The following is an 11,822-nucleotide window of genomic DNA, read 5'->3' as shown; positions in this document are numbered from 1 at the left end:
CTGTTCAGCTCCTGTTGTACGGGGGTGAGTGCTGGGACGAAGCCGCGGGCGTCCCCATGGGTGAGGGCGCCGGCGGCCCGGGGCGTGCGTCGAGCGCGGTCAGCGCGTCACGCAGTCCCCGGTGTACATCCTCGTACACCTCGATGTGGCCGTCCGTGGCGAGGTGGTCGGCGTCGCCGAGACGCGTGAGCAGGCCGTCGACCTCCGCGTCGCCGGTCGGCACACGCTCCACCCCGAGAGGGGCGGGTCCCACGGGGTCGTACGTCTCGGCCCGCACCTCGGCGGCGGCCTCGGGCTCCACCGGCTCAGGCTCGGGGCCCGGCATCGAGTCGCTCATGCCCAGACGCTACCTCGAAGCGCTGCGGTACCGTCGATCACGATGGCGACGATCGAAGAGTGCCGCACGGCGCTCGACACACTCTCGGACAACCTGGCGGGCGCCGAGGGCGGCGTGCGCAGCGCGGCCGCGCTCAACCGCTCGCTCAGCTGCCGCATCACCGATCTTGACGTGACCTTCACGGGCCGCCTCGAGAACGGCCGGATCACGGTGCTCGACACGAATCCCGGCCCCCCTCGCGAGAAGGCCGAGATCCGCCTCACCATGTCCGGCGACGACCTGGTGGCGATGGTGGACGGCGAGCTGAACTTCGCGAAGGCCTGGGCCTCCGGCCGGGTCAAGCTGGAGGCGGGCCTGCGCGACATGCTCCGCCTCAGGTCGCTGCTTTAGCCCCCGCGTCGGCCACGGCCCCGGCCCCGGTCACGGACTTCTTCCGTCCCCGGCGCGCCGCGGGCACCACGAGCGGCGTCCCCGACTCCGGGTCGTCGATGATCTGGCAGTCCATCCCGAAGGTGTCCCGCACCAGCTCCGTCGTGACGATGTCGGACGGGGCGCCCTCGGCCACGACCTCGCCCTCGCGCAGGGCGATGAGGTGGGTGGCGTACCGGGCCGCGTGGTTGAGGTCGTGCAGGACGGCGACGAGCGTGCGGCCCTGCTCCTCGTGCAGGTCGGCGCAGAGGTCGAGCACGTCTATCTGGTGCTGGATGTCGAGGTACGTCGTCGGCTCGTCCAGGAGCAGCAGCGGAGTCTGCTGGGCGAGCGCCATCGCGATCCACACGCGCTGGCGCTGGCCGCCCGAGAGTTCGTCGACATAGCGATCGGCCAGCTCGGCGACACCGGTCGACGCCATGGACTCGCCCACGATCCGCTCGTCCTCCGGCGACCACTGCCGAAGGAGGCCCTGGTGCGGATAGCGTCCGCGCGCCACCAGGTCGCCCACCGTGATCCCGTCGGGCGCGATCGACGACTGCGGGAGCAGGCCGAGCGTGCGCGCCACCTTCTTCGCGGGCATCGACTGGATGACGTTGCCGTCGAGCAGGACACGGCCGGCGGAGGGCTTGAGCATCCGGGACAGGGCGCGCAGCAGGGTGGACTTGCCGCAGGCGTTCGGGCCGACGATCACCGTGAAGGAGTTGTCGGGGATCTCGACGGACAACTTCTCCGCGATGACGCGCTGGTCGTAGCCCAGTGTCACGTCGTCCGCGATGAGCCGGTTCACTGCGGCACGCTCCTGCCTGTCGGTGCTCTCAGAGGTATTCGTGTTCGTGGCCGTCCGCGTCTTCATATCCGCCCCGCCTTGCGCTCGATGACGAGGAGCCACAGCAGATAGATGCCGCCGAGCACGCCCGTGACCACGCCGACGGGCAGCTGGTCGGCGCCGAAGGCCCGCTGGGATGCCCAGTCCGCGACGATCAGCAGGGTGGCGCCCATGAACATCGCGGGCATGAGGTTGGGTCCCGGCGAGCGGGTGAGCCGCTTGGCCAGCTGCGGCGCGGTGAGCGCGACGAAGGCGACGGGGCCCGCCGCGGCGGTCGCGGCCGCGGTGAGCAGCACCGCCGAGCCCATCAGGACGATGCGGGTGCGCTCCACGGGCACCCCGAGCGCGTAGCCGACGTCGTCGCCCATCTCCAGCATCCGCAGCGGACGGGCGTACGTCATGACGAGCGGCACGAGGATCGCGCACAGGACGAGCAGCGGCCAGACCTGGTCCCAGTCCCGGCCGTTGAGGGAGCCGGTCATCCAGACGACGGCCCGCGCGGCGTCGACGAGGTCCGCCTTGGTGAGCAGATAGCCGTTGATCGCGGTGACGAACGCGGAGACGCCGATGCCGACGAGGACGAACCGGAAGCCGTGCACGCCCCGCTTCCAGGCGAGCACGTAGATCGCGAAGCCGGTCACCAGACCGCCCACGAGCGCACCCCCGGCGACCTGCACAGCGGTGCCCTGGAAGAGGACGATCATGATGAGCGCGCCCGCGGTGGACCCCTGCCCGAGGCCGAGGATGTCCGGACTGCCCAGCGGATTGCGCGAGATGGACTGGAAGATCGCGCCGCCGAGCCCGAGCGCGGCACCCACCAGGAGGCCGACGAGGACCCGCGGAAGCCGCAGGTCGTTAATGATGAACTCCTGCCCGGCGTCTCCGTTGCCGAGCAGGGTGCGGATGACGTCGGCCGTGGGGATGTAGAAGTCGCCGGTGCCGATCAGGACGACGCTCGCAGCGAGCGCGGCCACGATGAGCACGGCGACGACCACGGCCGTGCGGACGTCGAGACGGAAGCTGAGTCCGCCCCGGGTGCGTATCGCCTTCACAGCTGAGCCAGCCTCCGCCGTCGTACGAGAAAGATGAAGACCGGAGCGCCGATCAACGCGGTGATGATGCCGACCTGCAGCTCGGCGGGGCGCGCGACGACGCGCCCGATGACGTCGGCGCCGAGCAGAAGGACCGGCGAGAGGATCGCCGCGTACGGCAGGATCCAGCGCATGTCGGGCCCGGTGAAGGAGCGCACGACGTGCGGCACCATCAGGCCGACGAACATGATGGGCCCGCAGGCCGCGGTCGCGGCCCCGCAGAGCAGGGTCGCAGCGGCCATGGACAGGGCGCGGGTGCGGTTCAGATGGGCGCCGAGCGCGCGGGCGGTGTCGTCGCCCATGGCCATGGCGTTGAGCGGCCGGGCGAGGCCGAGGGCCAGCACGATGCCGACCACCAGGAAGGGCAGGACCTGCAGGATGGTCTCGGTCTTGGCCGATGCCAGGGAGCCGACCGTCCAGAAGCGCATCTTGTTGAGCGCGGCGTTGTCGGTGATCATCACGGCCTGCAGATAGCCGTAGAGCGCGGCGCTCAGGGCGGTTCCGGCGAGCGCGAGCCGTACGGGCGTCGCGTTGCGGGTCCCGCCGAGGGCGTAGACGGCGGCGCCGACCACTGCCGCTCCCGCGAAGGCGAACCACACATAGCCGCTCAGCGAGGTGACGCCGAAGAAACTGATGGCGGTGACGACCGCGGCCGAAGCGCCGAGGTTGATGCCGAGCAGGCCCGGGTCGGCCAGCGGATTGCGCGTCAGCGCCTGCAGGACGGCTCCGGCGAGGCCGAGGGCCACACCGACGAGCACGCCGAGCAGCGTCCGCGACAGCCGCTCTCCGACGACGACATCGCCGTACGTCCCGGTGTCCTGGAACAGACCGTGCCAGACCTGGTCGAGGGACATCTGTTTGGCACCGACCGCGATGCTCGCCACGACGACGAGCAGCAGCACACAGACCGAGACGAGGAGCCCGGCGCTGCGTATCGCGCGGCGGTTGGGTGGCGCGGGGGCACTCTCCGCGCTGGCTTCGGGGGGACTGTCGACCAACACCAGGTTAGGTTAGCCTACCCTCGCACTTGACTTCGACGAGAGAAGCACCACCTATGCGCGCCCGGCGTCCGATACCTCCCGCTCTGACACGCCGTGGTGTGCTCGGCGTGGGCGGCGCCCTCGGAATCGGCGGACTCCTGACAGCATGCGGCGGGGGCGGCGACGGCGCAAAACCGTCAGCCGGCGGCACGGGCTGGAGCTTCAAGGACGACCGCGGCACCACCGCGAAGGCGGCCAGGACTCCGCGCCGGATCGTCGCCTACATCGGCGCGGCCGCAGCCCTGCACGACTTCGGCGTCGCGTGCACCGGCGTCTTCGGCCCGACGAAGCTGAAGAACGGCGAACCCGACGTCCAGGCCGGTGGCGTCGATGTCGACAAGGTGACGATCCTCGGCAACGCCTGGGGCGAGTTCAGCATCGAGAGGTACGCGAAGCTCCGCCCCGAGCTGCTCGTCAGCACGATGAACGAGTCACCGAGGCTCTGGTACGTCCCCGACGACTCGGCCAAGAAGATCACCTCGCTCGCTCCCGGCGTCGGCATCCTCACCGGCAAGTCCTCCCTGACGAAGGTGATCGGCCGCTTCGCCGAACTCGCCGAATCACTCGGCGCCGACCTCAGGGCGGAGAAGGTCACCGCCGCGAAGAAGCGCTTCGAAGCGGCGTCCGAGACCCTGCGCACGTCCGCCAAGGCGGCCAGGGCCCGCGGCGGCCTCAAGGTCATGGCGGTCTCGGCGCAGGCCGACATGCTCTACGTGGGCGACCCCGCCGACTTCACCGACCTGCGCCACTACGGCGGCCTGGGCGTCGAGTTCGTCACCCCGAAGAAGACAGCCGAGGGCGGCTTCTTCCAGGAGCTCGGCTGGGAGAACGCCGACACGTACGAGGCCGATCTGATCCTCGTCGACAAACGGACCGGCAACCTCCAGCCCGCCGAGCTCAAGAAGTCCAAGCCGACCTGGGCGAAACTCCCCGCGGTCAGGGCAGGCCAGGTCATCTCCTGGTCCAACGAAGCCCAGTTCAGTCACGCCGGCTACGCACCGCACATCGAGCAGCTCGCGGCAGCCGTCGACAAGTCGAAGAAGGCGGCAGCCTGATGTCCACCACCCACCGCCCCGTCGCCCCCAGAGGCACCTCCCGCACCGGCATGTCCCGCCGCGGCCTGCTCACCTCGGGCGGGGCACTCGGCCTCGGCGCCCTGCTCACCGCCTGCGGGAGCGACAAGAAGTCCGGGAAGAGCGCGGGCTCCAAGCCCTGGAGCTTCAAGGACGACCGCGGCAAGACCGCGAAGGTGAACCACACCCCGAAGAACATCGTCGCCTACATCAGCACGGCGGCCGCCCTGCACGACTACGGCGTCACCTGCACCGGAACCTTCGGCCCCTCCAAGCCAGTGGACGGCAAGCCCAACCCCCAGGCGGGCGATCTCGATGTCGACAAACTGACGAGCCTGGGCGAATCCTTCAACCAGTTCAACATCGAGAAGTACGCGGGCCTCAAGCCCGACCTCCTGATCAGCAACATGTTCCCGCCGCCCGCCCTCTGGTTCGTGCCCGCGGACAGCACCAAGAAGATCGAGGCGCTCGCGCCCACCATCGGCATCAAGGGCGCCCGCGTCTCCCTGCTCGAACCGCTCAAGCGCTACACCGAGCTCGCCGAGGCGCTCGGCGGCGACCTCGAATCGGAGAAGGTGCGCGCGGCCAAGGCCCGCTTCGACAAGGCCGAGCGCCGGCTGCGCAAGGCAGCGAAGGCCAACCCCGGCCTGAAGGTCCTCGCGATGACCGGCGACGCCGACCAGTTCTACGTCGCCGTACCGGACTCCTACTGCGACCTCAACTACTTCAAGGACCTCGGCATCGAGTTCGTCGAGGGCAAGAAGGTCGACGAGTGGGGCTTCTGGGAGTTCCTGAGCTGGGAGAACGCCGACAAATACCACGCCGATCTCATCATGATGGACAACCGGTCCAGCGCGCTGCCGCCCAAGGAACTGGCGAAGAAACCCACTTGGGAGCTGCTCCCCGCCGTCAAGGCCGGCCAGACCGTGCCCTGGTCGATGGAGGAGCGCTACAGCTACGCCGGTTACGCCCCCGTGCTCGAACAACTCGCCACCGCCATCGAGAAATCGAAGAGGCTCACCTGATGACTGCATCCCCGTACCACTTCTTCGATGTCCACGTGCTGCGCACCGAGTACGTCACCCCCGCCATGATCCGTGTGGCGTTCGGCGGCGACGGCCTGGCACGGATGGGCTCGGCGGGCCGCGACCAGCGCATCAAGGTGTTCCTGCCGCAGCCGGGGCAGGACGCCCCCGTCATGCCGGACACATCGGGCGGGGACGCGGCAAGCTGGTACACCGACTGGCTCGCCCTCGACCCCGACGTCCGGGGCATCATGCGCACCTACACCACACGTGAACTGCGCCGCGACCCCGACGAGTTGATCGTCGACTTCGCGGTCCACGGCACGGCTCCCTCACCCTCCGACGGCCCGGCCACCAGCTGGGCGCGGTCCGCACGGCCCGGCGCCCGGATCGGCGTGCTCGCGCCGATCGAGGACGAGAACGGCGCGTACGACTTCAGGCCGCCGCAGGACACCGACTGGGTCCTCCTGACCGCCGACGAGTCGGCGCTCCCGGCGGTGGCGGCCATCCTCGAGACGCTTCCGCCGGCCACGCCGACCCGCGTCTGGATCGAGGTCCACGACCTGGCGGACAAGCAGGAACTGCCGACGAAGGCCGACGCCGAGATCACCTGGCTCACGGAAGAGGGCGGGACGCCGTCGGCGATCCGGGCCGCGGAGCTGCCACCGGGCACCCCGTACGCCTGGGTCACGGGCGAGTCCGCGACGGTCAAGACCGTACGCCGCCACCTGGTGAGCGACCGCGGCTTCGACCGCAAGCGCATCTCGTTCTCCGGCTACTGGCGCAAGGGCACCACCACCGACGAGCTGATCGACCGCAACGAGACGGCCTGACTGACCACCTCTCCCACGACGAAGCCCCGCCCGCGCACCGGCCGGGGCTTCGCCATGAGGCGGGCGGCTGGCGGCAGGCGGCAGGCGGCCCGGGGAGCTACACCCCCAGCCGTGCCAACGCCTTCTCCCCGTCCAGCGTGCACACGCCGTCCCCCGCCTCCGTCCACGCCGCCGCGCACAGCGCACGCAGCCCGTCCATCGCGTCGCCCTCGCCGTCGAGCACCAGCTCCTGCCCCCGCGCCGACGCCGTCCACCCGCCGCAGCCGAAGCCGCCCTCCGCAGAGGTCACTTCGGGCTGGCCGGTCAGCATGCCGCGCAGGTCCGCGTCCACGTACGTCGGCCGATGCTCGGGCGGGGCCGCGAGCAGCTGGGCGCCGTCCGTGACCCCGGTCAGGACGAGCAGCGAGTCCACCTCGCCGTTGAACGCGCCCTCGATGTCCGTGTCGAGCCGGTCCCCCACGACCAACGGCCGCTCGGCGCCCGTCCGCAGGATCGTCTCGCGGTGCATCGGAGGCAGCGGCTTGCCCGCCACCTGCGGCTCCGCGCCCGTCGCGATGCGTACGACCTCGACCGCCGCGCCATTGCCCGGCGCGATGCCCCGCGCGCTGGGAATCGTCAGGTCCGTGTTGGACGCGAACCACGGCACGCCACGCGCGATCGCGTAACAGGCCTCGGCGAAGCGCCCCCACGCCATGTCGGGCCCGCCATACCCCTGCGCGACCGCCACCGGCCCGTCGTCCGCCGAATCCACCGGCTCGAGGCCGCGCTCCCGCAAGGCGACCCGCAGCCCTTCGCCGCCGATCACCAGCACCCGCGCCCCCGCGGGGACTTGCTCGCTCACCAGGCGCGCCGCGGCCTGCGCGGACGTGATGACGTCCGCGGCCCCGGTCGGAATGCCGAGCTCCGTCAGATGCTCCGCCACCGCGTCCGGCGTACGCAGCGCGTTGTTCGTCACGTACGCGAGATGCATGCCGCCCGCCCTGGCCGTCCCGAGCGACTCGACGGCGTGCGCGATCGCGTGCCCTCCCGCGTACACCACCCCGTCCAGGTCGAGCAGCGCCGTGTCATATGCCTCGCTCAGCACATTCCGACTGCCCTCGGGCCGCGTCCTGACGGTCTGGCTCATTACGCATCGCTCCTCGATCGATCCCACTCCCCCGATCATCGCTCATGCCACTGACACACATACGATGCAGCAATGAACACAGCGGGTCATACCGACGACCAAGGCCTCGATCTGATCCCGTTCCGAGGCATTCGCTACGTCCCCGAGCGGGTCGGCAGCCTAGCCGCCGTGACATCCCCGCCGTACGACGTGGTCGTACGGCCCGACGGCCTGCTCCACCTGGAGTCCGCCGACCCGCACAACATCGTCCGGCTGATCCTCCCCCAGGCCACCACACCGGCGGCCCGCAACGAACAGGCAGCCGAGACCCTGCACGCCTGGCTCTCCCAGGGCATCCTCGCGCCCGACCCGGAGCCCCGCCTCTACGTCTACGAACAGCGCGACACCGACATCCTTCAGCGCGGCGTCATCGGCGCCCTGAGCCTCTCCGAGGCGGATGACGGCATCGTCCTGCCCCACGAAGGCGTCATGCCCCACGTCGTGGAGGACCGCGCGGGCCTGATGCGCGCGACGAACGCCAACCTCGAACCGCTGCTCCTGACATACCGCTCGAACGGCGACGCCACGGGCGCGACGGCCGTCGTCGAGCGCACCGTGCTGAACAAGCCTCTCTTGTCGACCACCACGGAGGACGGCTTCAGCCACCGCCTGTGGGCGGTCACCGACCCCGCCGATCTCGCCGAGATCCAGTCAGATCTCTCCCACCACCAGGCCCTGATCGCGGACGGGCACCACCGCTGGGCGACCAATCTCCGGCTGCGCTCCGAACACCCGTCGCCCAGCCCGTGGGACCGCGGCCTGGTCCTCCTGGTGGACACCGCGCGCTACCCGCTCCGGGTCCGCGCCATCCACCGCTACCTGCACCGGCTCCCGGTCCCCGACGCCCTCGCGGCCCTCGCGGGCTCCTTCCGCATACGCACCGTCGAAGGCCCTCTGCCGAGCGCTCTCGAAGCCCTGGCCGAGGCCGCGACCGAAAGCAACGCCTTCCTCCTGGCGGGTGACGGAGGCTTCCACCTCATCGACCGCCCGTCCCCGGACCTCCTCGCCCGTACGATCCCCGCCGACCCGCCTGAGGCCTGGCGCACGCTGGACGCGACGGTCCTGCACTCCACGCTCCTCGACCACATCTGGAAGATCCCGGACGCCCCGGAGCACATCGCGTACATCCACGACACCGCCGCGACCGTGGAGAAGGCGGAACGCGACGGCGGTACGGCCGTCCTGATGCACCCGGTCCGCGAAGAAGTCGTACGCGACCTGGCCCGCCAGGGCGTCACGATGCCCCGCAAGTCCACGTCCTTCGGCCCCAAGCCGGCATCGGGCCTGGTCCTGCGCAGCCTCGACTTCTGAAGCATCCGGATACGACGATGGGCGGGACCCCTGGTGGGGTCCCGCCCATCGTCTGCGACTAGGTCAGCGCTCAGACCTTGTCATCGTCTGCTTCGTCGTCTGCTTCGTCGTCGACGTCATCGTCCTCGTCGTCGTCCTCCTGGACGGGAGTGACGTCGTCGGTGACCACGGGCTCCGCCACCGGCGCCGGCTCGTCGCCCTCCATGACGTCGACGAACTCGACACCGTCCAGCTCGGCAAGGCGGTCCGACGCGTCGGTGCTGCCGTCCTTGTCGGACTCGATGACCTTCGCGAACCATTCGCGCGACTCGTCCTCGCGGCCGGCCGCGAGCAGCGCGTCGGCGTAGGCGTAGCGCAGCCGCGCGGTCCACGGCTGGACGGAGTTCGACCCCAGCTCGGGACCCTGCAGGGTGACGATGGCGGCATCGATCTGCCCCAGGTCACGCCGCGCACCGGCGGCGACGAGACGCATCTCGACCTGCCCCGGCTTGTCCAGCTTCTGCACCTCGGGCGCACCGGCCATGTCCAGCGCCTTCTCGGGCCGGCCAAGACCGCGCTCGCAGTCCGCCATGACGGGCCAGAGCTCGACGCTGCCGGTCATCCGACGGGCCGCCCGGAACTCGGCGAGCGCCTCGCTGTACTTCTGCACCGCGTAGGCGGCGAAGCCCGCGGCCTCTCGTACGGCGGCGACGCGCGAGGCGAGCCGCAGCGCGATCCGCGAGTAGGCGTAGGCCTGCTCGGGGTCGTCGTCGATGAGGTTGGCGACCATCACCAGGTTCCTGGCGACGTCCTCAGCGAGCCCCTTGGGAAGGCTCTGCAGCTCCTGCTGTACGTCCTTGTCGATCTCGTGACCCGTGACGTCATCGGGGATCGGCAGCCGCTTGATGGGCTCGCGGTCACGGTCGTCACGCCCGCGGTACCCACCGCGGTCGCCGTCACGCCGGTCATCGCGCCCTCGGAAGCCGCCACCGCCGGGACGCCCACCACGGCTGTCGTCACGACGCGGCCCACGGTCGTCGCGCCCACGGAAGCCGCCACCGCCGCCACCACGGTTGTCATCACGGCGGAAGCCGCCACGGTCACCACCGCGATCGGCACCGCGGTCGCTGCCACGGTCATCGCGACGGAAACCACCGCGGTCACCGCCACGGTCGTCACGGCGCGGAGCACCGGAAGTCGAGCGGTCGTCACGACGGAAACCACCGCGGTCACCGCCACCACGGTTGTCGTCACGCCGGTCATCGCGCTGGAAAGCGGGACGGTCGCCACCACGGGGCCGGTCATCCCGGCGGTCGTCACGACGGAAGCCGCCACGGTCACCACCGCGATCGGCACCGCGGTCGCCGCCACGGTCATCGCGACGGAAACCACCGCGGTCACCGCCACCACGGTTGTCATCACGCCGGTCATCGCGCTTGAACCCGGGACGATCCCCGTCGCGGCGGAACCCGCCGCGGTCGCCGCCACCACCACGGTTGTCGTCGCGACGGAAGCCACCGCGGTCACCGCCGCGGTCGTCACGCCGGTCATCCCGGCGATCGTCACGACGGAACGGGAGACGGTCGCCGCCACCGCTGCGGTCGTCGCGGCGAGGGGCACCGGAAGTCGAGCGGTCGTCACGGCGGAACGGGGGACGGTCGCCGCCGCCACGGTCGTCACGACGCGGAGCACCAGAGGTCGAGCGGTCGTCACGACGGAACGGAGGACGCCCGCCATCACGGTCATCGCGCCCACGGAAACCGCCGCGGTCGCCACCGCCACCACGGTTGTCGTCACGACGGAAGCCACCACGGTCACCGCCCCGGTCGTCGCGGCGCGGAGCACCGGAAGTCGAGCGGTCGTCACGGCGGAACGGGGGACGGTCGCCGCCACCACGGTCATCACGACGCGGAGCACCAGAGGTCGAGCGGTCATCACGACGGAACCCGGGACGGTCGCCGCCCCCGCGGTTGTCGTCGCGGCGGAACCCGCCGCGGTCGCCGCCACCACCACGGTTGTCGTCACGACGGAACCCACCACGGTCACCGCCGCGGTCGTCACGACGGGGAGCGCCCCGGTCACGGTCGTCGCGGCGGGGGCCACCGGAGGTGGGGCGGTCGTCGCGGCGGAACGGAGGCCGCCCACCACCGCTGCGGTCGTCACGGCGCGGTGCGCCGCCACGGTATCCGCCCCGGTCGCCACCGTCCCGGCCGCGCTGCTCGCGCTCCGGTCGCTCGTCGGGAGAGTTGGTGGACATCGGTGACTCCTAGTCTTCGGTACCGCAGTCATTCTTGCGCAGCCGGGTAGCCGGCGCGCTTCGACAAAACAAAAAGGACCCCTGGTCCCAGCGTGGACGCTGGGACCAGGGGTCCTCCAAAGATTGTTCGGCGGCGTCCTACTCTCCCACAGGGTCCCCCCTGCAGTACCATCGGCGCTTTGAGGCTTAGCTTCCGGGTTCGGAATGTAACCGGGCGTTTCCCTCACGCTATGACCACCGAAACCCTATGAAATATCCCGCCGCAAAGCGGGATCTCAAACAGGGCAGCGAACAAGCACACTCTTCAATTAAGTGGTGTAGCTGTTCAGCCGACACAACTGTTCGTTGTTTCAGAACTAACACAGTGGACGCGAGCAACTGAGGACAAGCCCTCGGCCTATTAGTACCAGTCACCTCCACCCGTTGCCGGGCTTCCAGATCTGGCCTATCAAC

General features: G+C 70.4%; 11 protein-coding genes, 1 rRNA gene and 1 pseudogene. 5 read left to right on the top strand and 8 right to left on the bottom strand.

All coding sequences use genetic code 11. The features are described 5' to 3' along the window. Nucleotides 1-4 precede the first annotated feature (4 nt). Nucleotides 5-337, bottom strand: a complete 333-nt coding sequence (locus ABZ833_RS29285; protein WP_361052451.1) for a hypothetical protein — start codon at nt 335-337, stop codon at nt 5-7. A 42-nt stretch (nt 338-379) separates the two neighbouring features. Here ABZ833_RS29285 and ABZ833_RS29280 point away from each other — a divergent pair, with 42 nt between their 5' ends. Continuing rightward, entirely contained in the window at nt 380-727 is a 348-nt protein-coding gene (locus tag ABZ833_RS29280) for an SCP2 sterol-binding domain-containing protein (RefSeq protein ID WP_361052448.1), read from the top strand. On the opposite strand, the gene ABZ833_RS29275 is transcribed toward ABZ833_RS29280, so the two are convergent. The 3 genes from ABZ833_RS29275 to ABZ833_RS29265 are packed head-to-tail and all read right to left on the bottom strand — an operon-like array spanning nt 711 to nt 3,687. Then, entirely contained in the window at nt 711-1,622 is a 912-nt protein-coding gene (locus ABZ833_RS29275; RefSeq protein WP_361052445.1) for an ABC transporter ATP-binding protein, read from the bottom strand. The two genes, ABZ833_RS29280 and ABZ833_RS29275, sit on opposite strands and share 17 nt — an antisense overlap. Next, nucleotides 1,619-2,647 carry an iron chelate uptake ABC transporter family permease subunit gene (locus ABZ833_RS29270; RefSeq protein WP_249590779.1) on the bottom strand — a complete coding sequence of 343 codons (1,029 nt, stop codon included), beginning with the start codon at nt 2,645-2,647 and terminating at the stop codon, nt 1,619-1,621. Before ABZ833_RS29270 ends, ABZ833_RS29275 begins: the two co-directional genes overlap by 4 nt. Continuing rightward, entirely contained in the window at nt 2,644-3,687 is a 1,044-nt protein-coding gene (locus ABZ833_RS29265; RefSeq protein ID WP_249590778.1) for an iron chelate uptake ABC transporter family permease subunit, read from the bottom strand. Before ABZ833_RS29265 ends, ABZ833_RS29270 begins: the two co-directional genes overlap by 4 nt. Before the next feature lie 53 nt (nt 3,688-3,740). Between ABZ833_RS29265 and ABZ833_RS29260 the strand changes: the two genes are divergently transcribed. Genes ABZ833_RS29260 through ABZ833_RS29250 form a run of 3 tightly spaced genes read left to right on the top strand, consistent with a single transcriptional unit; the run spans nt 3,741 to nt 6,657 of the window. Next, nucleotides 3,741-4,781, top strand: coding sequence for an ABC transporter substrate-binding protein (locus tag ABZ833_RS29260; protein WP_361052440.1), 1,041 nt, complete (start codon nt 3,741-3,743; stop codon nt 4,779-4,781). Continuing rightward, nucleotides 4,781-5,824 carry an ABC transporter substrate-binding protein gene (locus ABZ833_RS29255; RefSeq protein WP_361052437.1) on the top strand — a complete coding sequence of 348 codons (1,044 nt, stop codon included), beginning with the start codon at nt 4,781-4,783 and terminating at the stop codon, nt 5,822-5,824. Before ABZ833_RS29260 ends, ABZ833_RS29255 begins: the two co-directional genes overlap by 1 nt. Further along, a complete protein-coding gene (locus ABZ833_RS29250) occupies nt 5,824-6,657 on the top strand; it encodes a siderophore-interacting protein (protein ID WP_361052434.1) in 834 nt (277 codons plus the stop codon). The genes ABZ833_RS29255 and ABZ833_RS29250 overlap by 1 nt, the downstream gene beginning before the upstream one ends. Before the next feature lie 97 nt (nt 6,658-6,754). Here ABZ833_RS29250 and ABZ833_RS29245 read toward each other — a convergent pair whose 3' ends face one another. Continuing rightward, entirely contained in the window at nt 6,755-7,783 is a 1,029-nt protein-coding gene (locus tag ABZ833_RS29245; protein ID WP_361052431.1) for an HAD hydrolase-like protein, read from the bottom strand. Nucleotides 7,784-7,855: 72 nt separating this feature from the next. Between ABZ833_RS29245 and ABZ833_RS29240 the strand changes: the two genes are divergently transcribed. Continuing rightward, nucleotides 7,856-9,133, top strand: a complete 1,278-nt coding sequence (locus ABZ833_RS29240) for a DUF1015 domain-containing protein (RefSeq protein WP_361052428.1) — start codon at nt 7,856-7,858, stop codon at nt 9,131-9,133. A gap of 70 nt (nt 9,134-9,203) precedes the next feature. Here ABZ833_RS29240 and ABZ833_RS29235 read toward each other — a convergent pair whose 3' ends face one another. The 3 genes and pseudogenes from ABZ833_RS29235 to rrf all read right to left on the bottom strand — a co-directional run bounded on the left by ABZ833_RS29235 (nt 9,204) and on the right by rrf (nt 11,611). Then, nucleotides 9,204-10,010 (bottom strand): hypothetical protein, encoded by an 807-nt coding sequence (locus tag ABZ833_RS29235; protein WP_361052988.1) that lies wholly within the window; start codon nt 10,008-10,010, stop codon nt 9,204-9,206. A 531-nt stretch (nt 10,011-10,541) separates the two neighbouring features. Next, a pseudogene (locus ABZ833_RS29230) lies at nt 10,542-11,318 on the bottom strand (hypothetical protein); the annotation flags it as partial. Between the two features lie 176 nt (nt 11,319-11,494). Continuing rightward, nucleotides 11,495-11,611: ribosomal RNA gene (gene rrf / locus ABZ833_RS29225) — 5S ribosomal RNA — on the bottom strand. Nucleotides 11,612-11,822: the final 211 nt, after the last annotated feature.

This window comes from Streptomyces sp. NPDC047525, from assembly GCF_040643025.1.
GTDB lineage: Bacteria > Actinomycetota > Actinomycetes > Streptomycetales > Streptomycetaceae > Streptomyces > Streptomyces durmitorensis.
This window is presented reverse-complemented; position numbering and strand designations above follow the sequence as displayed.

Coding starts and splice junctions, on each gene's coding strand:
- ABZ833_RS29255 (WP_361052437.1), top strand. CDS start 4,781: ATGTCCACCACCCACCGCCCCGTCGCCCCCAGAGGCACCTCCCGCACC.
- ABZ833_RS29250 (WP_361052434.1), top strand. CDS start 5,824: ATGACTGCATCCCCGTACCACTTCTTCGATGTCCACGTGCTGCGCACC.
- ABZ833_RS29260 (WP_361052440.1), top strand. CDS start 3,741: ATGCGCGCCCGGCGTCCGATACCTCCCGCTCTGACACGCCGTGGTGTG.
- ABZ833_RS29285 (WP_361052451.1), bottom strand. CDS start 337: ATGAGCGACTCGATGCCGGGCCCCGAGCCTGAGCCGGTGGAGCCCGAG.
- ABZ833_RS29280 (WP_361052448.1), top strand. CDS start 380: ATGGCGACGATCGAAGAGTGCCGCACGGCGCTCGACACACTCTCGGAC.
- ABZ833_RS29240 (WP_361052428.1), top strand. CDS start 7,856: ATGAACACAGCGGGTCATACCGACGACCAAGGCCTCGATCTGATCCCG.
- ABZ833_RS29245 (WP_361052431.1), bottom strand. CDS start 7,783: ATGAGCCAGACCGTCAGGACGCGGCCCGAGGGCAGTCGGAATGTGCTG.
- ABZ833_RS29275 (WP_361052445.1), bottom strand. CDS start 1,622: ATGAAGACGCGGACGGCCACGAACACGAATACCTCTGAGAGCACCGAC.